This is a genomic window from Ruegeria arenilitoris (genome assembly GCF_013035315.1).
Classification (GTDB): domain Bacteria; phylum Pseudomonadota; class Alphaproteobacteria; order Rhodobacterales; family Rhodobacteraceae; genus Ruegeria; species Ruegeria arenilitoris_D.
This window is the reverse complement of sequence record NZ_WQHP01000008.1, coordinates 138183-160180: the sequence shown is the minus strand read 5'-3', so window position 1 is coordinate 160180 and position 21998 is coordinate 138183. Positions and strand designations below refer to the sequence as shown.

General features: G+C 59.1%; 16 protein-coding genes. 11 read left to right on the top strand and 5 right to left on the bottom strand.

Going from position 1 to position 21998, the window contains the following annotated elements:
• Nucleotides 1-20: 20 nt before the first annotated feature.
• The 3 genes from GOV53_RS17320 to GOV53_RS17310 are packed head-to-tail and all read left to right on the top strand — an operon-like array spanning nt 21 to nt 3967.
• A complete protein-coding gene (locus GOV53_RS17320) occupies nt 21-350 on the top strand; it encodes a sarcosine oxidase subunit delta (protein WP_170468671.1) in 330 nt (109 codons plus the stop codon).
• Nucleotides 351-393: 43 nt separating this feature from the next.
• Nucleotides 394-3408 carry a sarcosine oxidase subunit alpha family protein gene (locus GOV53_RS17315; protein WP_170468669.1) on the top strand — a complete coding sequence of 1005 codons (3015 nt, stop codon included), beginning with the start codon at nt 394-396 and terminating at the stop codon, nt 3406-3408.
• Nucleotides 3401-3967 carry a sarcosine oxidase subunit gamma gene (locus GOV53_RS17310; RefSeq protein WP_170468667.1) on the top strand — a complete coding sequence of 189 codons (567 nt, stop codon included), beginning with the start codon at nt 3401-3403 and terminating at the stop codon, nt 3965-3967. Before GOV53_RS17315 ends, GOV53_RS17310 begins: the two co-directional genes overlap by 8 nt.
• Nucleotides 3968-3998: 31 nt before the next feature.
• On the opposite strand, the gene GOV53_RS17305 is transcribed toward GOV53_RS17310, so the two are convergent.
• Nucleotides 3999-4760: an FkbM family methyltransferase gene (locus GOV53_RS17305; RefSeq protein WP_170468665.1), complete on the bottom strand. Its 762-nt coding sequence runs from the start codon at nt 4758-4760 to the stop codon at nt 3999-4001.
• Nucleotides 4761-4860: 100 nt separating this feature from the next.
• On the opposite strand from GOV53_RS17305, the gene GOV53_RS17300 reads away from it, so the two are divergent.
• The 3 genes from GOV53_RS17300 to GOV53_RS17290 all read left to right on the top strand — a co-directional run bounded on the left by GOV53_RS17300 (nt 4861) and on the right by GOV53_RS17290 (nt 8203).
• On the top strand, nt 4861-5460 hold the full coding sequence (locus GOV53_RS17300) for a superoxide dismutase (protein WP_170468663.1): 600 nt from the start codon (nt 4861-4863) through the stop codon (nt 5458-5460).
• 221 nt (nt 5461-5681) lie between these two features.
• Nucleotides 5682-7355 carry an alkaline phosphatase family protein gene (locus GOV53_RS17295; protein WP_170468661.1) on the top strand — a complete coding sequence of 558 codons (1674 nt, stop codon included), beginning with the start codon at nt 5682-5684 and terminating at the stop codon, nt 7353-7355.
• 395 nt (nt 7356-7750) lie between these two features.
• Nucleotides 7751-8203, top strand: a complete 453-nt coding sequence (locus GOV53_RS17290) for a baeRF12 domain-containing protein (RefSeq protein ID WP_170428230.1) — start codon at nt 7751-7753, stop codon at nt 8201-8203.
• A gap of 47 nt (nt 8204-8250) precedes the next feature.
• Here GOV53_RS17290 and GOV53_RS17285 read toward each other — a convergent pair whose 3' ends face one another.
• The gene (locus tag GOV53_RS17285) at nt 8251-8802 is read right to left on the bottom strand and encodes a TIGR00730 family Rossman fold protein (RefSeq protein WP_170468659.1); all 552 of its coding nucleotides are present in this window, start codon (nt 8800-8802) and stop codon (nt 8251-8253) included.
• A gap of 126 nt (nt 8803-8928) precedes the next feature.
• On the opposite strand from GOV53_RS17285, the gene GOV53_RS17280 reads away from it, so the two are divergent.
• Both GOV53_RS17280 and GOV53_RS17275 read left to right on the top strand, forming a co-directional pair.
• On the top strand, nt 8929-10260 hold the full coding sequence (locus GOV53_RS17280) for a LysM peptidoglycan-binding domain-containing protein (RefSeq protein ID WP_170468657.1): 1332 nt from the start codon (nt 8929-8931) through the stop codon (nt 10258-10260).
• Nucleotides 10261-10338: 78 nt separating this feature from the next.
• Nucleotides 10339-12138: an ABCB family ABC transporter ATP-binding protein/permease gene (locus GOV53_RS17275; protein WP_170468656.1), complete on the top strand. Its 1800-nt coding sequence runs from the start codon at nt 10339-10341 to the stop codon at nt 12136-12138.
• Nucleotides 12139-12523: 385 nt separating this feature from the next.
• Here GOV53_RS17275 and speD read toward each other — a convergent pair whose 3' ends face one another.
• The 3 genes from speD to GOV53_RS17260 all read right to left on the bottom strand — a co-directional run bounded on the left by speD (nt 12524) and on the right by GOV53_RS17260 (nt 18078).
• The gene (speD, locus tag GOV53_RS17270; RefSeq protein ID WP_170468654.1) at nt 12524-12838 is read right to left on the bottom strand and encodes an adenosylmethionine decarboxylase; all 315 of its coding nucleotides are present in this window, start codon (nt 12836-12838) and stop codon (nt 12524-12526) included.
• 213 nt (nt 12839-13051) lie between these two features.
• Entirely contained in the window at nt 13052-16849 is a 3798-nt protein-coding gene (locus GOV53_RS17265; protein WP_170468652.1) for an efflux RND transporter permease subunit, read from the bottom strand.
• On the bottom strand, nt 16846-18078 hold the full coding sequence (locus GOV53_RS17260) for an efflux RND transporter periplasmic adaptor subunit (protein WP_170468651.1): 1233 nt from the start codon (nt 18076-18078) through the stop codon (nt 16846-16848). Before GOV53_RS17260 ends, GOV53_RS17265 begins: the two co-directional genes overlap by 4 nt.
• 226 nt (nt 18079-18304) lie before the next feature.
• Here GOV53_RS17260 and GOV53_RS17255 point away from each other — a divergent pair, with 226 nt between their 5' ends.
• Genes GOV53_RS17255 through der form a run of 3 tightly spaced genes read left to right on the top strand, consistent with a single transcriptional unit; the run spans nt 18305 to nt 21853 of the window.
• Nucleotides 18305-18976, top strand: coding sequence for a hypothetical protein (locus GOV53_RS17255; RefSeq protein WP_170468649.1), 672 nt, complete (start codon nt 18305-18307; stop codon nt 18974-18976).
• A gap of 42 nt (nt 18977-19018) precedes the next feature.
• Nucleotides 19019-20341, top strand: a complete 1323-nt coding sequence (locus tag GOV53_RS17250; RefSeq protein WP_170468647.1) for a PQQ-like beta-propeller repeat protein — start codon at nt 19019-19021, stop codon at nt 20339-20341.
• Nucleotides 20342-20389: 48 nt separating this feature from the next.
• A complete protein-coding gene (gene der / locus GOV53_RS17245; protein ID WP_170468645.1) occupies nt 20390-21853 on the top strand; it encodes a ribosome biogenesis GTPase Der in 1464 nt (487 codons plus the stop codon).
• Nucleotides 21854-21998: the final 145 nt, after the last annotated feature.

The following is a 21998-nucleotide window of genomic DNA, read 5'->3' as shown; positions in this document are numbered from 1 at the left end:
ACCGCCAAAAGGATGATCACATGCTGATCCTGAATTGCCCTTATTGCGGCGTCGATGCCGAAGAAACTGAACTCACCGCCGGTGGTGAGGCGCATCTGAAACGCTATGGTCCGGGCTCGTCCGAGGATGAGTTCCACGACTATCTGTTCATGCGCGAAAACCCCAAAGGCGTTCATTTCGAACGCTGGCGTCACAGCAACGGCTGCGGCAAGTGGTTCCACGCTGCGCGCTGTACGCAAACGTTGGAAGTGTTTGGAACTTATTCGGCCCAGACCACCGAGCCGCCCCAAGAAATCAAGGACGCGATCACCGCAAAGCGTCCCGGCTGGACGTGGAGAGAGTACAAATGATCCGCGCCGCCATCCGTAATTCCGCCTGCGAAAGGTCCGCAACATGAGCACCCGTCTCGCAAAACAAGGCCGGCTGATTGACCGGTCGAAAAAGGTCACGTTCACCTTCAACGGCACTTCGATGCAGGGCTATGAGGGCGACACGCTTGCCTCGGCTCTGTTGGCCAATGACCAGATGATGATGGGCCGGTCGTTCAAGTACCACCGTCCGCGCGGCGTTGTCGCCAGCGGCGCGGAAGAGCCGAACGCCCTGGTTGGGCTTGGCGAGGGCAATCGGTTTGAGCCGAACCAGCGCGCCACCACGACCGAACTTTTCAACGGCCTAACCTCGGTGTCGCAGAACCACTGGCCGAACCTCGAGTTCGACGTGGGCTCGATCAACACCCATCTGTCGCGCTTCCTGCCGGCTGGTTTCTACTACAAGATGTTCATCCATCCGAAGCCGTTCTGGAAACACGTCTACGAACCGTTCATCCGTCAATCCGCCGGTCTGGGCAAAGCCCCCGACAAGGATAGCCGCGACGCCGACACCTACGAGCACTTCTATGCCTTCACCGATGTTCTGGTGATCGGCGGCGGTATCGCGGGTCTGCAAGCGGCCAAGGCCGCGGCCCAATCCGGTGCCAAGGTTCTGCTGATCGAACAGACGGCCCATTGGGGTGGCCGCGCTCCGGTCGATGGGGGAACCATCGACGGCGAGCCTGTGGATAAGTTCGTGGAACAATTGGTTTCCGAGCTTGAAACAATGGATAACGTCACCATGCGCGCTCGTTGCATGGGGGCAGGTGTCTATGACCATGGCTATGTGCTGGGGTATGAGCGCCTGAATGACCATAAGCCGGGCACACAAGGTCCGCGTCACCGCCTGTGGCGCATTCGCGCCAAGCAGGTGGTCACCGCGACGGGTGCCATCGAACGCCCGTTGTCCTTTGCTGGTAACGATGTCCCAGGCGTCATGCTGGCCTCGGCGATGCGCGACTATGTGGTGAACTGGGGTGTAACACCGGGCGAAAAAGTGATCGTGGCCACCAACAATGACGACGCGTATCGGACAGCGATCATCCTGAAACAGGCGGGCGTGAATGTCCTGCGCGTGGTCGATGCGCGCGCCGCAGCGGGTCCTCTGGCCGAAGAGGCACGTCAGCTTGGCATCCGCGTCGACCCCGGCAAGGCGATCGCCAAGGTCAAGGGCGGCAAACGCGTCAAGAAGGTTGCAATCTGCAATCAGGAAGGCATTGGCGGCGCTCGCGAAGAGGTTGAGTGCGACGCGGTGGCAATGTCGGGCGGATGGTCTCCGGTCGTGCATATGTGGTCGCATTGCGGCGGCAAACTGATCTGGGATGACGCCAACGCGCATTTCCGCCCGGATCCCGATCGTCCTCCGTTGGGCGCAAATGGAGAAGGGTTTGTCGTGGCCGCAGGTGCGTCCAACGGACCCTTGGCCTTGGGCGAGGTTTTGACCGACGCGCACGCTGCGGGCAAAGCCGCCGCCAAAGCCGCTGGGTTCAAGCCTAAGAACACCAAGGCTCCGTCCGGCGAAACAACCGGCGAAGCCCCGATGGAAGCTGTCTGGCTCATGCCCGCGAATGCTGAAATCCAGCTGCGCATGAAGTCTTGGCTGGATTTCCAGAACGACGTCAAAGTCTCGGACGTTCAGCTGGCCGCGCGTGAAGGGTATGAAAGCGTTGAACATACCAAGCGCTACACCACGCTGGGCATGGCAACCGACCAGGGTAAGTTGAGCAACATCAACGGTCTGGCGATCCTTGCTGATGCGCTGGAATCGGAAATCCCGAAGGTCGGTACCACCACATTCCGCCCGCCGTACACCCCAATTTCGATGGGTGCGATTGGCGGCGAAGCGCGGGGCGAGGTTTTCCAGCCGATCCGTCGTACTCCGATGCAAGACTGGCACGACAAAAACGGCGCCGATTGGGAGCCAGTCGGCCATTGGCGCCGTCCGTATGCCTATGTTCGTGCAGGTGAAACCGTCCATGATGCGGTGAACCGCGAGGTGAAAAACACCCGTGATAACCTTGGACTGTTGGATGCCTCAACGCTGGGCAAACTGATCGTCAAAGGCCCGGATGCCGGGAAATTCCTGGACATGATGTACACCAACATGATGTCCACGCTGAAGATCGGCAAATGCCGCTACGGTCTGATGTGTTCGGAAAACGGGTTCCTGATCGACGACGGCGTAGTCGCCCGGATCGACGAAGACACCTGGCTGTGCCACACAACCACCGGCGGAGCGGAACGTATCCACGCCCATATGGAAGAGTGGCTGCAGACCGAGTGGTGGGACTGGAAAGTCTACGTTGCCAACGTGACCGAGCAATACGCTCAGGTCGCCGTGGTCGGCCCTAATGCTCGCAAAGTGTTGGAGAAGCTGGGTGGCATGGATGTCAGCCCCGAAGCGCTGCCGTTTATGGAGTGGCGTGACGGTCAGATCGGCGGGTTCGATTGCCGTGTCTACCGGATCTCTTTCTCGGGTGAGCTGAGCTGCGAGATAGCGGTTCCTGCATCGCAAGGACAGGCTTTCTGGAACGCGCTGATGGAGGCCGGAAAAGAGTTCGGGGTGATGCCGTATGGCACCGAATGTCTGCACATCCTGCGGGCCGAGAAGGGCTTTATCATGATCGGGGACGAGACCGACGGCACCGTGATCCCGCAGGATCTGGGGCTAAACTGGGCGATCTCGAAAAAGAAAGAAGATTTCCTTGGAAAGCGCGCGCAGGAGCGGTCGCATATGACCGACCCGGATCGCTGGAAATTGGTTGGGCTTGAGACTGTGGATGGTTCCGTCCTGCCTGATGGAGCTTACGCAGTGGGCGAGGGTGTCAACGCCAACGGTCAGCGCAATATGATCGGGCGTGTGACCTCGACCTACTACTCGGCCAATCTGGGCAAGGGCATTGCCATGGGGCTGATCAAGCACGGTCCCGACCGAATGGGCGAGATTGTCGAGTTCCCCGGAACCGACGGCAAAACCTACAAAGCAAAGATCGTGGACCCGATCTTCTTCGACAAGGACGGGGAGAAGCAGAATGTCTGAACCCATCAGCGCACTGAACCACGCCAGCTATGATGGTATAGCCAAGGTCGAAGAATGCGGCCTGCAGGGCATGATCACCTTGCGCGGCGATCTGTCCGACAAGGTTCTGGCCAAGGCCGTGAAGGACGCCACCGGGCAGAAAGTGCCCGGTCAGCGCGAAGCTCTGGTCGATGGTGAAACCGGCGTTTGCTGGATGTCCACCGACGAGCTTCTGGTGCTTGTTCCCTATGCCGAAGTCGAAGCCAAGCTGGCGGCCATGACCAACGCGCTAAGCGGCACGCACGCGCTGGCGGTCAATGTCTCGGATGCTCGTGCTGTGTTCCGCATCGGCGGTAGCAGCGCCCGTGAGGTGCTGGGCAAGCTGGCACCGGTTGAACTGTCGTCAGAGGCTTTCCAACCGGGCCAAATCCGCCGTTCGCGTCTGGCGCAGGTGGCGGGTGCGTTCTGGATGGACGACGCTGAAACGCTCCGCGTCGTCTGTTTCCGCTCAGCTGCGGATTACGTCTTCAACCTGCTGAAGGTTGCGGCGCAGCCCGGCAGTGAAGTCGGCGTTTACTGAACCAAAGAACGGCCCCTTTCCGGGGCCGTTTCTACTTTGAGAACAGATACGTTCCGAAACCGGACAAGGCGTCAGAACTGACAAAATCATCCTTGGACGTCGCTCGGCCCAACCCATCACGGCATTCCGAATAAAACGCGAGCGTGTCAAACAGGGCAGCCATTTTTTCTTTGCGATCTTCCGCATTCAGGTATGGCGCGTGGGTTGAAAGGTATAGTGCGGGGCGGTTCTGGCTCAGCCAGTTGGCGAGGGTCGGAACAACCGAATACTCGGCCCCTTCGATGTCCATCTTGACCAAAGAAACGCCCGACAGATCGTTCACAGCCTCGAACTGATCCCAAGCGATGGTCAGGGCGTCGCTGCCATGAGTGCCGTCATGCAATAGGGAACTGGTGGAATCTCCAGGCTCCCCACGGACCGACGCCATGCGCGCCACACCAAACCGGTCCGACAGCGCGACACCGAAGGCCGAGACATTCTCGAAACCGTTCAGGTCCAGATTCCAAGCCAGGTACCGATATGCCGTTGGGTCGGGCTCAAAGCACCACACGTGCCGCGCCTTGCTGGCACCATACAGCACCGTCGGGCCAATCCACGCGCCGATGTCCAGATAGTCACTGTCCGGGTACAGGAACTGATCCAGCACGGCAAAGGTTTCGGGTTCCCACTGGCCCGAGGCCGCCTTGCGCCAGAATTTCGAATGATAGGGATCCAGACGAAATGGCGCGCCGTTCAGGTTGCCCGCATAGTATCCGCGGGCGCGGTAAAACATCTTGCGCGCCTGTGTCAGCATCGCCTGCCTCCGGGTTTTCTTGTCTCGGCCCTTGACCTGCGGCGGTTGCCAAAGCATTTAACCCTTGGGAACCGCAACTTACATTTAACAGGGGGCCGACATGGCTTTTGAACTTCCTGATCTTCCTTATGCACATGACGCGCTGGCAGCCAAGGGTATGTCCGCGGAAACGTTGGAATATCACCACGACCTGCACCACAAAGCCTATGTCGACAACGGCAACAAGCTGATCGCCGGGACCGAGTGGGACGGCAAGTCGCTGGAAGAGATCATCGTCGGCACCTACGATGCAGGCGCAGTTGCCCAAAACGGCATCTTCAACAACATCAGCCAGCTGTGGAACCACAACCAGTTCTGGGAAATGATGGGCCCCGGCGGCAACGCCATGCCTGGTGAGCTGGAAAAGGCGCTGGTCGAAAGCTTTGGTTCGGTTGACGAATTCAAATCGCAGTTCAGCGCCGCTGGTGCCGGTCAGTTCGGCTCGGGCTGGGCGTGGCTGGTCAAGAACGCAGACGGCTCGCTGGCCGTAACCAAGACCGAGAACGGCGTAAACCCGCTGTGCTTTAACCAATCCGCCCTGCTGGGTTGTGACGTTTGGGAGCACTCGTACTACATCGACTTCCGCAACAAGCGCCCGGCTTACCTGTCGAACTTCCTCGACAACCTGGTGAACTGGGAAAACGTTGCATCGCGGATGTAACCGTTAACCCAATAAGGGTTAATCAAGGGCCTGCTGGTGGTGACACTGGCAGGCTTTTTTGTCAGTGGCTGTATCGACCGCGATTTCACGATTGTAGCCAAAACCGCATGTCGGCTTTGAGCCAAAAGTGGAAGTTCAAAAGAGCGTCTTTTCTGACCCTAGGTAGCCGTTGGAAATAGATGCTGGTATTCAGAGTACTAGGTCGTCCTATGAGGTCAAAAATGCAGCGATCACTGGCGTTAGTCTCAACCATCCTCCTATCAATTTCCACGACGGCAGTCGGTGCAACGGAAGACATCAGACTTGTTGTGCAAATTACAGTTGATGGACTACGCGGAGACTTGATCTCTCGCTATCAGGCCGCCTTCGGGGGCTCAGGCTTCAATAGACTGATTGAAAACGGCGTCTGGTATACCGACGCCCATCATCGTCACGCCAACACCGAAACCATTGTTGGTCACGCGACCCTTGCGACAGGAGCCCATCCCTCTGAACATGGAATGATCGGCAATGCCTGGTTCAACAGGGCTGAAGAGCGATTGGGCTATAATATTGAAGATCCGGACTACCCGATGTTGCCAGTTCCTGGCTTCGGTGGAAACGTTGATCAAGTCGATCCGACACAAGCCGCTGCTGCGACTTCGGGCCGTTCTCCCGTCAACTTGTTGGCGACGACGTTCGGAGACGAACTGGTGAAAGCAAATGCGGGCCGATCAAAAGTCTTTTCCGTATCAGGTAAAGACCGTTCAGCGGTTGCTATGGCTGGACATTCTGGAAAGGCTTTTTGGCTGTCGGCGGCTACAGGGGCATTTGAAACAAGTACTTTTTATTTTGACGCGTATCCTGATTGGGTTCTCGATTGGAACTCTAAACGCCCAGCAGATGCGAAGATCGAAAGTGAATGGTGGCCGGAGTGTTCAGACGCGCCTTACCTGATGGAAAGAAAAGAACGCTCCTTCGTAACGAGCCTTGGCACGTTCGGTCGCGTTTTCCCACATTTCTATGGGAAGCCGGACGACGGGCTCTACTATACACAGGTATTGTTGTCGCCGCACGGGGACCGGATCACGGCCGACTTCGCAAAAACTGTGGTTAAAGAGGAAGGGCTTGGTGATGACGAATGGCCAGACTATCTAAGCGTTAGTTTCTCTGGTGTTGACGCCACCAACCATTTTTTCGGGCCATCCAGTTTGGAAAATGAAGAAATGGTGCGTTGTTTGGATCAGACACTGGCAGATTTCTTTGAGTTCATGGATCAAGAGGTCGGGCGTGCGAATGTGCTTTACGTACTTTCCGCCGACCATGGCATGCCGGAAGCGCCCGAAGAGATGGCCGAAGCCGGGCTTTCGACGTTCCGAAACTCTACCGAAGCATTGATGATGGATGTGAACTCGGTGATCGCCGATGAGTTTGGGGTAGAGTCCGCAATACAGTTCTTTTTTCGTCCTTACGTTTATCTGGACAACGCCGCGATTGAAGAGTCGGGCACCGACCGGCGCGTAATCGAACGACGTATTGCCGAAAAACTGATGGCTGCATCTGGCATTGAGCTTGCAATGCCGACCGAACCGCTTGCTGAACAGCGAGGGCATACACTTGAGGAGCAGATCCGGCGAAATTATCACCCAACGCGCTCTGGCGACATTTACGTTGTCCAGACACCTTATTCATTTCTCTTCGAGGAAGGTCCAATTGCCGTTATGCACGGATCGCCTTGGCGCTACGACACGCATGTTCCAATCATTTTCGCTGGTCCAGGCATCACGCCAACTCGCGTCAGCCGTCCCGTTTCCACGGTAGACGTGGCCGTCACTCTGAGTACCATTTTAGGTATCAGCCAGACTAGCAGTGCTGCGGGTGAAGCATTGAGCGAGATTGGCGTTACAGATCCATAATCGGTCTTGTCTATTAGTCGAGTGACCAACGGTAAGGCGTCTTGGTGGAGAAATCAGTGATCTTTGGCCCAACCTCCCAAGTTTGGCTAAATCTGGAGAGTTACCGAAACGATCGGCAGGTTTATCCACAAAGCTAACAATTTGACACAAGCCAGCCCGAAGTTCTGTTACGCCCCTATGTTGAAGCCGCAGGTGGAAACCTGCCTATACGTCAACTTTCGAATTGAGACCTATTGTACGCGGCCCCGCAGTACTTAGCTAAGATATGCGGAAGGGAGAGAGCCGCAAACCACTAAGAGCACTGTCAGGCAACGCGCTGAATAGCTTCGGCGCGTCTCGGGATAGGTGTGTCTGACGCATGAGGAATGGCATCAACGCCACAACAGGAGAACGCTATGGTCGAACTTGCACAGGGAACATGGGTTGTTATTGCCGACGGGGAAAAGGCGCTGTTCATGGAGAACGTCACCGACGCCGAAGATCCCAATCTGGTTGTCGTATCCGTCGAGGAAAGCGACGGCGCGAACGCCAAGCCGTCTGATCGGGCAGGTCGTCGATATGACACGGCGCCGAACCAGAAATCGGCGATGGAAGAGGGTAAATGGAAGACCCATGCCAAATCCCTGTTTGTGCAGGACGTGGCCAATCTGCTGAACCGCAAAGGGCTTAAAGGCGCTTATAAACGGCTGGTTCTAGTGGCCAGTCCGCATGTCCTTGGGTTGCTGCGCCGACGGTTGCACAGCGAGGTGCTGGGCAAGGTGATCGCCGAAGTCGACAAGACGCTGACGAACCATCCTCTGCACAAGGTCGAACAGGTTCTGCGCAGCCGCCTTGCGCCCGCGACCTGACCTAGAAAGCCAGACGGGCGGTCTCGGCCGCCCGTTCATCGCGCAATTCAGGTAAGACTTGATCTGAGCGCTGACATTGCAGCCTCGGGGCTATCGACCCAGGTTATGAAATCCGCGAGCGAGGCATCGGCGAAGCCTTGGCCGATGACCTGCTGCAACAGCGCCTTCAGCGTATCCCAATAGCCATCCACATTCATGATCAGAATGGGCTTGTCGTGCAGGCCCAGCTGCCGCCATGTCAGCGCCTCGAACAGCTCGTCCAGCGAGCCGGGGCCGCCGGGCAGGACAACGACCGCATCGGCGTTCATAATCATGACCTTCTTGCGCTCGTGCATCGTCTCGGTCACGACAAAGCTAGTAAGGTCCGTTTTGCCGACTTCGCGTCGCAGCAGATGAACTGGGATAACGCCAAAGGTATCACCCCCGGCGGACTGCGCCGCGCGGGCGACTTCGCCCATCAGGCCCACATCCCCGGCACCGTAGACCAGCCTCCAGTCTTCGTTTGCTAGCAATTCGCCGAACCGACGCGCGGCCTCGGAATAGGCCGGATTCGCGCCATTTCGTGACCCGCAATACACACAGACAGATTTCTGAGACATGGAATGGCTTCTCCGGGCTTGTATCTGAGGTTTTGACCCCTGATAGCGGGATTGATAGATTGGCTCAACCGTCAGGCACAATGTGTTATACTCAAGGCACTTGCGCTGCGGAGTGAAAGGAAAAGAATGGACTCCAAGTCGGGAAGCGAAAGCTCGGGGGCATTCGCCTGGGGGGCGATTGCGGGTGTTGTCGTGGTGCTTGGCGCGGGCGGTTTGTACCTGTCTGGAATTTTTGGACCCGGCCCGCAGGACGAGGTGTCTGAACCGGATGTAGCCATTGCGACCACCGAAAGTTCCGCTCCTGCAACCCAAACATCAGAGGAGCAGGCGGAAGCAGAGGCCGAGCAACCTGCGCCTGCGCCAGAGGATACGACCGCAACCGCACCGGATGATACGGCTGAGGCTGCGACCGAGGACACTGCCCAGGCGGACCCGGTCATTCCCGCTCCGACGCTGGACCAGATCTTTGTTGAACCCGACGGCAACACGCTTTTGTCCGGGAATGCCGAGCCGGGATCCGACGTGCGTGTCTTGTTGGATGGTGAGCAGGTGCACAGCTTTACTGTCGACGCCTCGGGCCAGTTTGCCGAGTTTTTGTCGATCCCGTTCTCGGAAAATGCCCGAGGCCTGACATTGGAAACTGAGGGCGCGGATGCCCCTCTGCGCTCAGATGATTACCTGATTGCAGCTTTGCCCGAGCCAGAACCGGAGCCCGAGCAAATCGCCGTCCCCGAAACGGAGGAGCCAACTCCCGCCGAGGACACCGCGGCGCAATCCGAGACACCGGCCGTGCCTGCAGATGACGCGACTGCTGAGGTCGAAACGGCGGATGCCGGTGCAGTTCAAACTGAGCCGACGGCCCAAGAGGCCGCTGAGGACGTCGCGGAAGACTCCCAAAATCAACAAGTTGCTGTCCTACGTTCAGGTGAGGATGGGGTTGAGCTGGTGCAAGCTCCGACTTCGGAAACAAGCGCGCCGGAAGAGGTTGCTCTGGACACGATCGGTTATTCCGATGTGGGGGACGTCGAACTGACGGGGCGCGTGCCGGACGGGTCGGCGGTGCGCTTATATCTGGACAATCTGTTGGTCGACGATCTGTCGCCAGCAGATGACGGCAAGTGGCGCAGCGAATTGGAGGGGATCGACCCGGGTGTCTATACCCTGCGTGTGGATGAGGTCGCCTCGGACGGAACCGTCGTCAGCCGCCTGGAGACGCCGTTCAAGCGTGAACCGCTTGAGGTGCTGCGTGCCGCCGAAGCCAGTGATGAGCCAGAGGCCGCGCCCGAAACGTCCGCGATCCGCGCTGTGACCGTGCAAGAGGGCGACACACTCTGGGCGATTTCTCGGGACCGGTTTGGTGACGGAATCCTTTACGTCAAGCTGTTCGAGGCCAATCGCGACTCGATCCGTGATCCTGACCTGATCTATCCGGGCCAGATTTTCACAATCCCCGAATAACCCTTGGCCTCTGGCCCCAGCGGGGCCAGGGACTATCTCTGACCGCAGATCAGGTACGTGATGAGACGAGCAGCCCCTATGACCTCAGAAGATATGCCTGCGACGGACGAACGCCGCTCTGGTTGGCGCACGATCCGCAAGGTCGCACCTTACCTTTGGCCCGATGATGAGCCTTGGGTGAAACGTCGCGTCGTGGTCGCGATGGGGATGCTGGTGCTGGCCAAGCTGATCGCGGTCTACACGCCGATCCTGTACAAAGGGGCGGTCGACAGTCTGGCGGGCGAGGGCGTACCGCCTCTGGCGCTGGGCGCGGTTGGTTTGACTGTGGCCTATGGCGTCGCGCGGTTATTTACCGTGGGGTTCCAACAGCTCCGCGATGCGGCCTTTGCCCCGGTTGGGCAGCGTGCTTTGCGGGCACTGGCGCTTGAAACCTTCCAGCATATCCATCAACTGTCCATGCGCTATCACGTGACACGCCGCACCGGAGGCCTGAGCCGCATCATCGAGCGCGGCGTGAAAGGCGTCGAGTTTCTTTTGCGCTTCCTGCTGTTCTCTATCGGCCCATTGATCCTTGAACTGTTGCTGGTCGCGATCATCCTGATGTGGCTGTTTGACGTCTGGTATCTGGTTGTTGTGGCCGTGACTATCGGGCTTTACATCTGGTTCACTTTTGCGGTGACCGAGTGGCGCGTGAAACTGCGGCGCGAGATGAACGATCAGGATACTGAGGCCAACCAGCGCGCCATCGACAGCCTGTTGAACTTTGAAACCGTCAAGTATTTCAACGCCGAAACGCGCGAAGCTGAACGGTATGACGTGTCGATGAAGGCCTATGCGGGGGCCGCGTTGAAGACAGCGTATTCGCTCGCTTTCCTGAATTTTGGTCAGTCCTTTTTGATCACCTGTGGTCTGATCGGAGTGATGGTTTTAGCGGCCATTGGTGTGCAGCAGGGCAGTCTGACCGTGGGCGATTTCGTCATGGTCAATGCGTATATGATCCAGATCACCGTGCCTCTGAACTTCCTCGGCACCGTCTATCGGGAAATCCGCCAATCGCTGGTGGATATGGGGCAGATGTTCGACCTGCTAGAGCAACCGGCCGAGGTGCAGGACAAGCCCGATGCGCCGGGCCTGGTGGTCAATGGCGGCGAGGTGACCCTGGACCATGTGCACTTCGGCTATGACCCCGATCGCGAGATTCTCAAGGGCGTTTCTCTGACGGTTCCCGCTGGGCAAACTGTGGCCATCGTAGGGGCCACAGGGTCCGGCAAGTCCACCATCGGGCGGTTGCTGTTCCGGTTCTATGATGTCACGGGCGGCGCGCTGAAGATCGACGGGCAGGATGTGCGCGACGTGACGCAGTCTAGCCTGCACGCGGCCATTGGCGTCGTGCCGCAGGACACGGTGCTGTTCAATGACACCATTCGCTACAACATCGCCTATGGCCGCGACGGAGCCACGCAAGCCGAAGTGGAAGAGGCCGCCAGAGCTGCGCAAATCCACGATTTTATCGAGACGCTTCCCGAAGGCTATGACACCAAAGTTGGCGAGCGTGGGCTGAAATTGTCAGGCGGTGAAAAGCAGCGTGTGGGGATCGCGCGGACCTTGCTCAAAAACCCTCCGATCCTGTTGCTGGATGAGGCGACGTCGGCGTTGGATACGGATACCGAGCAGGACATCAAAGACGCGCTTGCGCGGGCAGGCGAGGGGCGCACTGTTCTGACCATCGCGCATCGCCTGAGCACGATTGCTGAGGCTGACCGCATCGTGGTTCTGGAGCGTGGCGAAATCCTTGAGCAAGGCACTCACGATGAACTGTTGCAGCGCGACGGGCGCTACGCGCAACTCTGGAGCCGCCAGCAAGCGGACGCTGCCTGATGCGGCGGGCTCTTTGGGGCCATTAGTTAGGTGCCGCTTACGTTGGATGGCTACGTGGGATAGATGCCCAGACTGCGGATTGAGTTCACTTCCAATTCCCGTCAGGGCATTAGCGCCTCTTACGATGCCAATCGGGTCGTGAACCTACTTCCCAACTGATAATCGCCCAACATCGAGCCAAGCGTTAATCTGCTTCTTAGAGGTCCAGAGCACGCACCTTCAAGCCGTTCTTATTCAAACGCGGCGGGGGCAAGAGAGCGCAATGAAACGATTGTTGCGGGGGTCCCGGCGTGGTTCCTGTCTTCGTCGTTCAGGAATCTGCGACAGCCAATCGGGGAACAGTCTGCCCGGCAAGGCCGCGTCTGATGTACTGGACTTTGACGCTTTACGGACGGAAATAGTCTTTCAAGACATCAAGGCTGCGCTGTGGTTGCACTTCGCCGCACATAAAGATGTCGATGGCGGCATAGCCGTGTTCCGGCCAAGTATGAACCGAGATATGGGACTCCGCCAACAAAACCACGCCGGTAAACCCCGCCCGTCGTCCAAAGTCATAGGCCTTGAGGCCAAGAATGTCGGCCTTGGCCGCAAGGGCGGCACGCCTCAGCGCATCTGCTGCGGGGAGTGGGTCATGAAGGGCAGTTGCGTCGAAGAAGTCGGCGATCAGGTGCAGGCCCAATGAGGGTGAATATCCATCCATAAAAAAGCGTGGTTCAAAAAACAGGCTGCTGTGACATCGATAGACTTTTGTCTGCCCAAGTCAATTATGGCTTAGCAACACTTTCCAACATCGCTTTTGGTGTGGCAATTTTTGTAGTGTCGGACAAACCGCGCGCAAAACCAGCAATGGATTTGTCGGAAAATCACCCGGACCCAAACGAAAAGCGGCGCCTTATGTGGGCGCCGCTTTTGGCTACTCAGCCGCCTTCAAAGGTGTTTTCGGTGGATGATCGGGGCGATCGTCCGTTCCGGCCTCGGGCTGCCCAGCTTCTGGTGCACCATCATCCCAGACAACTTCTGTCGTTTGAGCCTGGCGGGCGGCGCGACCCACGGCCATATCCTGGGCGATCTGGCTGGAGCGTCCTGCGGTCGCCCGCGCCAGCGCCTTGGCCAGCCACACGGCATAGGTGGTCACCCACACCCGCAGCGCCAGGAAGGACGGCGTCACGATCAAGGTCAGGATCGTCGCGATGCCCAGCCCAAAGACTACGGCAGTCGCCAGCTGCTTCCACCACAGGGCCGTCGGGCTGTTGATCGAATAGCCGCCATTAATGAAATCCAGCGACAGGCCGAACATCATCGGGGTCAGACCTGCCATCGTGGTCAGGGTGGTCAGCAGAACCGGACGGATACGCGCCTCGGCTGTGCGGATGATGGCTTCGATCCGGGGCATATAGCGGCTGTATTCCTGATAGGTATCGATCAGAACAATGTTGTTGTTCACCACGATACCCGCCAGCGCCACGATCCCGGTGCCCGTCATGATGATCGAGAACGGTTGTTGCATGACCATCATTCCGATCAGGACACCCGTGGTCGACAAAACAACAGCCAGCAGCACCAGCACCGAGTTGTAGAACGAGTTGAACTGCGCCAGCAGGATCACGAACATCAGGCCCAAAGCTCCCAAAAAGGCGCTTTGCAGGAAGGCTCCGGACTCTTCCTGTTCTTCCTGATCACCGGTCCATTCCCAGTCGACGGCGCTGCCAAAGGGGTCGGTGTTCAACCACTCGGTCAGAACGGCGATGCGTTCGTTGGGATTGATCAGAACGATCCGCGCGTCGCCATCCTCAAGGCCTGTGCGCACCTCATCGGCACTTCCGGCATCAGTCAGCATCATCAACTCGAATGTGCCACCGGTCGGGCCTGCAAAGGTTGTTCCCGTTGGCTCGACATCCTCGGGGACCTCGCGCACCACGGCCAGACGTTGCTCTGTCCCGTCTGAGTTATCTGTCACGACCTTGCTCAGCCCCGGTTCAACATCGGCTTTTACGTCGTAATAGCGCTGTTGGTTGATCCGGTTGATCTCGGCCAGTTTGGCCACAGGTTTCCGCGTCACAAAGTTCGACAATGGTACCAGACCGTCGGGTGTGCGGACTTTGAGCGTATCCAGCGTGGACAATACCCGATCAGAGTCGGGAAAGCGCACGCGGATTTCGATTTCTTCGTCCACACCCTCGGGGCGCATTTCACCCAGAAGCAATCCGCGCGTGACCAGTTGAACCATCGCACCAACCGTTGCCACATCCGCACCGAACCGTCCCGCCTTGGCGACGTCCACGTCGATCTGCCAATCGATACCGGGCAGGGGCAACGTGTCTTCGATCTTGATCAGGCCAGGGGTGGCATCGAACGCTTCACGGGCGGCGACTGTGGCCGTTGTGAGCTCTTCCCAGCCATCTGCCTTGATGCGCAGATGGACCGGCTTGGCCGAGGCGGGCCCTTGCTCCAATGGCTCGATCTCGACCACGAAACCCGGAATCTTTGCCAGTTCGGCGTTCAGCTCATCCAAAACAAAATTGCCGTCATATTCTGGCGCAATGGTCTGACGATCCACCAACCCGCCGAGGATCGGCTCGGACAGGTTTGGCCGGTCCTCCCACGGAATGATCTCGAACTGCACGCGACCAACCGTATCGGCCGGAGCTTGCGCGCCGCCGTTGTTTTGGTTCAGACCACCTTCGCCCGCAAAGGCAAAGACGTTTACCACGGCGGGGTGCGCGCTGATGATTTCCTCGGCAGCCAGAACCATCTGGTCTTTTTCGACCAGCGAGAGGTTGCCGCGCGCACGTACGAAAGCAGTTGCCTGTTCCGGTTCGGTTTCGACAAAGAACTCAACGCCGCGGTTGTTGTTGCCGAAGGCTGTCATGACGCCGACGATCGCAAAACCGATCACGATAATCGAAACGATCGGCATGATCGGGTTGCCGACCAGAAACTTGATGACGTAGCCAAACAGCGTGTGTTCGCGAGCTGTATGCACATGCTGATCCGGCGCGCGTTCGATCCGCGCCGCGCTGAGCGTGACCGACCCCGCAAATCCGCCCAAGATGAACAGAGCCGCGCCTAACAACACGCCGCCCGATGCGCCCTCGGGCAGCAAATACGCGGGGTTCAGCAGCTGCATTGCGCCAAGGAAGATCATGTACAGTGCGGGTGGCACCATGACGGCCCGAACCCACCACGACGTTCTCGCACGCAGCCAGTCCGAGCTGCGGTCGAACACCCGGCTCATGCGGCCCGAAACACCGCCCATCACCGGCAGATAGACAAGAGCCACCACCAGCGAGGCCGACAGAACAAAGATCAGCGTGATTGGCAGCATCTTCATGAACTCGCCCGGAACACCGGGCCAGAACAGCATGGGCAGGAAGGCACAGAGCGTGGTCGCGGTCGATGACACGATGGGCCAGAACATTCGCTGCGCCGCTTCGACATAGGCATGCATTGGGCCGACGCCCTCTTTGATGCGCTTGTCGGCATATTCCACGACGACGATGGCCCCGTCGACCAGCATACCCACGGCTAGGATCAGTCCGAACATCACCATGTTCGAGATCGTGACCCCGATCATCGCCAGAAACGCGAAACACAGCAGGAACGAGGTCGGGATGGCAAAGCCCACCAACAGCGCCGCGCGGGTGCCGAGTGAGGCCAGAACAACGATCATAACCAACGCGACAGCAGTCAGAACCGAGCCTTCTAGCTGGCTGACCATTGAGCCGACGATGCGGCTTTGGTCATTTGATGTGCCCAGCTGAATTGCGGCCTGCATTTCGGGCGGCCATTTGGTCTGTGCGGTGGCAATGGTGGCCTTCACGGCGTCGACCGTGTCGATCAGGTTATAGCCCTTGCGCTTGACCACCTGCAGCGCAACGGTCTGCTCTCCGTTGAAACGGGCGGTGCCTTCGCGGTCCTCAAAGGTGTAGTTGACCTGTGCCAGCTCTCCCAGCGTGACGACGCGGTCGCCGTTCACCTTGACCGGCAGGCCATACACGTCCTGCGCGGTTTTGAACGATGACGGGATCTTGACCGAGAACGTGCCTTGCGCCGTTTCAACCTCGCCCGCTGCAATCAGCTGGTTGTTGTTGCGCACGACGTTGATCAATTCGTCCGCGGTAACGTTATAAGCCTCAAGCCGAAGGGGGTCGATCAGGACCTCAAGCAATTCGTCACGATTGCCCGCGATACCTGCTTCAAGCACCGAGTCCAAAGCCTCAAGGTCGTCCTGAAGGTTTTTCGCGATGCGGGCCATGGTGCGTTCGGGTACAGCGCCTGTCAGGTTGACGATGACGATGGGGAATTCCGAAAAGTTGATTTCGGTCAGCGAGTATTGCTCGGCGCCTTCAGGAAACTCGGCCTGCGCGCTGTTCATCGCATCGCGTACGTCGGCCATGATCGCGGTTTTGTCCCAGCCGAACTCAAACTCCAACGCCACACCGGCATAGCCTTCGGCGGCGGTCGAGGTCATGTCTTTCAGGCCATCAAGGTCTGCAAGCTCGGTCTCCATCGGTTTGACCAAAAGATTTTCCGAGTCCTCGGCGGAAATGCCAGGAAACTGCACCGAGACGAACAGGGCAGGGATTTCGATGTCCGGCTCACCTTCTTTCGGCAGGCTGACATAGGCAAACCCGCCGATGACCAATGAAATGGCGATAAAGGCCAGAACCATTCTGGCCCGGCCTGCGGCCCAACTGACTATTCCGGTCATTTCGCTGCTTCCCGATAAGTGGGTTCGACCATGACGCCGCGGGTGACGAACTCCTGACCCACAACGATGACGTCCACGGTTTCTGGCAGCCCGCCGACCCAGACGCCTTCGGCTGTGTCGCGAAGCAGGGCGACGGGATGGAAATCAACCACATTGCCCTGGCCAACGGTGCGTACCCCCACCTGACCTTCGTTGTTGAGGGTCAGGGCCGACTGCGGCAGGAAGTGCGCCTTGGCTCCGGCGGCTGAGATACGGATATCGGCGGTTTGCCCGTCCCGGATGGCCAGCTCGGGGTTCGGAACCGTGATCTCGACTTCGAACGTGCGGGTGACTTCGTCGGCAGAGCGGCTCAGGAAGGTCACGCGACCGGCGACTTGCAGTCCGGTCACCAGTTGTGCGGTTGCCTCAGAGCCGACGATGACCCGGTTGACTTCGGTCTCGGGGACAAACCCGACCAGCTTGATCGGGTTCAGCTGAATGACGGTCGCGCACAGCGAACCGGGCTGCATCAGGCTGCCCAACTCGGCGGTGTCGCTTTCCAGCAGGCCCTTGAACGGAGCTTCGATGGTCTGACGTTCGATCTCGCGCTCAGCGGCCTTGACCTCGGCTGTTGCGGCTTCGATCCCGGCGCGGGTGGCTTCCAGCCCGGCTTCTGCAGTCTTCACACCAGCCTCAGCGGTGCGCATCGCAGCCTCGCTTGAGATTCGGCGTGTTTCCGAGCCAAAGCCGGTCTCGGACAGCTTGTTCGCCGCGGTCAGGTTGATCTGGGCCTCGGCCACGCGGGCGTGAGCCTCTTGCAAGCGCGCTTCGGCTTCGGGAATGCGGCTTTCGGCCTCCAACTTGGCCGCTTTGGCTTCGGCCAGACTGGCGGGGCGGGTGCCCGGATCAAGCTCGCACAGCAAATCGCCCGCTTCGACAAAGGCACCCTTACGCTTGGGTTCCGAGATCACGGTCGAGGTGGTTTCAGCCAGAACTTCGACTTCGCGATTGGCTCGGGTCTGGCCGCGCAACTGGACGGCGTTATCAATCTCGCGCGCTGACGATCGCATGGCTACGACCCCGATGGTCAGCTGTTCTTCGCCCGAATCCGCGGCGGATTCGGTGGCTGTTTCCGGGTTCGCGTCTGCTTCTGCGCGTCCGGCAAAGGCAAAAAGGCTGTCCCTCTGAAACACGAGGAAAAATAGAACAACAATAACCAATGCGGCGTTTACAAGTGAAATCAATCGCATGCGGGGCTACTCCCAGAATTCGCTGCCGTGTTTTTCTTGGCGTCCATGCTAGAAAGTGGGCACGAGTATGTATCTTTTCTACGCTAAACTGAATAGTTCGGTTTATTTTTTTCCACAATAGCGAAGGCCCCCATTGTGAATGTGCGAAATCGGACCCTTGGCTTGGCGAAAGCGCCGGGGTATGACATGGCGCCATACACCAAGGATGCAGCCCCGGAGGGCAGGGATGAGCGACGTCGACAGTTTTATTGATGAGGTGACCGAAGAGGTGCGCCGAGACCGCCTGTTCCTGTTATTGCGCAGATGGGGCTGGGTTGGCGTTCTTGCGGTCCTTCTGATCGTGGGCGGTGCCGCGTTTAACGAGGTGCGCAAGGCACGCGCCACCAGCCAGGCGGAACAGCTGGGGGATTCCCTTTTGGCCGCGCTGACGCAGAATCAATCCCAAGATCGGGTTGCAAGCCTGGAAGCGGTCGAAACGCAATCGCCTGGCGGCGACGCGATTCTCAACATGCTTCTGTCGGCCTCTCAGCTTGAGGCCGGGTCCGACCAAGATGCGGTTGCCAGTCTGAACGCTGTCGCAACGCAGGGCGACCTACCGGAAATCTACCGCGCCATCGCCAGCTTCAAGGCGCTTCTGCTGCAGTCCGAGACTTTGCCCGCCGCTGATCGCCGCGTTCAGTTCGAAGCGCTTGCCGCGCCTGGCGCGCCGCTGCGGTTGCTGGCCGAAGAACAACTGGCCCTGATCGATGTGGCCGAGGGCAATGTCGAGGCCGCAATCACGCGCCTGCAATCGCTGCGTCAGGATGCTGAGGTCAGCATTGATCAGCAGCAACGCGCGGCGCAGCTTATCGTAGCGCTGGGCGGCGAGCCAGAACCTCTGGTAGCCCAGCAGGGCTGATCCGGTAGCGGCAACAACATTTTCAGGCGAGTTTGGAATATCATGGTAGCAAGTCTATTTTCTCGTATTGGATTGCCGGTGGCAGCCCTGGCCCTGACCATGGTCGCAGCCTGTGAAGAGCCCGAGGTCATCCTGCCGGGTGAGCGGGAAGATATTCGCCCCGCCTCTGACACCGCAACCGTCGAGACCCGTGGCTCGAAACCGATCAGCCTGCCAGCGCAAAGGGCCAACGCCAGTTGGCCGCAGAGCGCGGGCACCGCGGCGTTCCGCACGACCAACGCCCAATTGCGTGCAACGCCACAGCGCATCTGGTCCACATCCATTGGCAAGGGCGACTCGCGTAAGCTGCGGATCACGGCCGAGCCGGTTGTTGCGGGTGGCCTGATCTACACGCTGGATGCAGGTGCCACTGTTTCGGCGGTATCGCCACAAGGGCAAGTCGTTTGGAACACCAACTTGATCCCGCCTAATGATGGCGACTCGGATGCCACGGGTGGTGGCATGGCCTATGACAATGGCGTTCTATATGTGTCCTCAGGCTTTGGCCGCCTGACTGCGCTTGACGCCAGAACCGGTGCTGTCCGCTGGCAGAAGCGATTGAACGCAACCGGCAGCGGTGCGCCTTTGGTTAGCGGTGGTCTTTTGTATCTGGTCGCCGGGGACGAAACCGGCTGGGCCGTCAACACCAAAGACGGACGTATCGCCTGGCAGGTGCAGGGCACGCCCAGTGTTGGCAACGTGCTCGGCGCTCCCGCGCCGGTTTTGGCATCCGATTTTTCTGTCTTCGCCTTTGGTTCCGGTGACATCGCCGCGACCTTCCGCCGGGGCGGTATTCGCCGCTGGAACGCTTCGGTTGCGGGTGGACGTCGTGGACGTGCGGCTGCGCAGATCGTGGACGTGACCGGTGGACCGATGGTCGTGGGCAACACGGTCTACATCGGCAACCACTCCGGGCGCACCGTAGCGTTTGACGCCAACACAGGCGACCGCATCTGGACTGCGGACGAAGGAGCCGTCGACACTGTCTGGCCTGCTGGCAATAGCATCTTTCTGATTAGCGACCGCAGCCAGCTGGTGCGGCTGGACGCGGCCACCGGGGCAATTGTCTGGGCACAGGACCTCCCGGGGTTTGTCAAAGACAGGCCAGGTCGGCGTGGACCGATCTATGCGCATTACGGCCCCATTGTGGCGGGCGGTCGCATCGTCATCGCCTCGAATGACGGCTATCTCCGCTTCTTCAACCCGGTTGATGGATCGCTGGTGAACCGCGTCGAGGTGCCCGGTGGTGCAACGACGGCGCCGGTTGTGGCGGGTCAGACGCTGTACGTGGTGTCGACCAAAGGTGATTTGCACGCTTTCCGTTGACCGAAAGATGCGCTAAAGGGCGCGTCTGAGTCTTGAAAGTTGAGTAACATGTCGCTGACCCTCGCCATCGTGGGCCGCCCCAACGTGGGCAAATCCACCCTGTTCAACCGCCTTGTCGGCAAACGCCTGGCTCTGGTCGATGACCAGCCCGGCGTGACGCGCGACCTGCGCGAGGGCGAGGGACGTCTGGGCGATCTGCGCTTTACCGTGATCGACACCGCAGGTCTTGAGGATGCGACCGACGACAGTCTGCAGGGACGCATGCGTCGCCTGACCGAGCGCGCGGTGGATATGGCGGACGTCTGTCTGTTCATGATCGACGCACGTGTCGGCGTCACACCGACGGATGAGATGTTCGCGGAAATCCTGCGCAAACGATCGAAACACGTGATCCTTGCAGCCAACAAGGCCGAAGGCAGCGCGGCTGATGCCGGTGTGCTTGAGGCTTATAACCTCGGTCTGGGTGAACCCGTCCGTTTGTCGGGTGAGCATGGCGAGGGGATGACCGATCTTTACACCCAACTGATGCCACTGGCCGATGCCGCCGAAGAGCAGGCGGTCGACGATGCGCCGGAAACCGATATTGAGCTGGACGAAGACGGCGAGGGCGAAACGCCTCTGATCACGGCGGCCAAACCCCTGCAGGTGGCCGTTGTCGGGCGTCCGAATGCTGGTAAATCCACGTTGATCAACAAGATCATGGGCGAAGATCGGTTGCTGACCGGACCCGAAGCCGGGATTACCCGCGACGCCATCAGCCTGCGCATCGATTGGGCCGACCCGGATGGGGAAACCACGCCCATGCGGATATTTGATACCGCGGGCATGCGCAAAAAGGCGAAGGTGCAGGAGAAGCTTGAAAAGCTATCGGTCTCTGACGGTCTGCGCGCGGTGAAATTCGCTGAGGTCGTGGTGGTTCTGTTGGACGCGGCCATTCCCTTCGAACAGCAAGACCTGCGCATCGCCGATCTGGCCGAACGCGAAGGCCGCGCCGTCGTTGTTGCCATCAACAAATGGGACATCGAAGAGGACAAGCAGGAAAAGCTGCGGGATCTGAAAGAGTCGTTCGAGCGTTTGCTGCCGCAACTGCGTGGTGCTCCACTGGTGACGGTTTCGGCAAAAACCGGCCGTGGGCTGGAGCGCCTGCGCGCCGCCATTCTGCGTGCCCATGACATCTGGAACCGCCGCGTCCCGACGGCTGCATTGAACCGCTGGCTGACGGCCATGTTGGAACAGCACCCGCCGCCAGCCCCCCAAGGCCGCCGGATCAAGCTGCGTTACATGACCCAAGCCAAGACCCGCCCGCCGGGGTTCGTCGTGATGTGCTCGCACCCAGATAAGATGCCTGCCAGCTATACGCGGTATCTGGTCAATGGCCTGCGCGAAGATTTCGACATGCCGGGCACGCCGATCCGCCTGACGTTGCGCGGGCAAGGGGACAAGAACCCCTACAAAGGTCGCCGCAAGAAAAACGCCGGTGCCTTGGCCAAACATCTCAAGGGTCGCGCGTAACTGCGCCAATTTTCAGCATTTTCGCCTGAGGGGCGTGACAGCCCCATTTCCCCGCGCTAGCATTCACTGGCGTGCATCTGTTTTTTGCGCGTGGTTTTTCACGCGGAGATTCCGCACCAGTTTTTGACACCATTGGACCTGACCA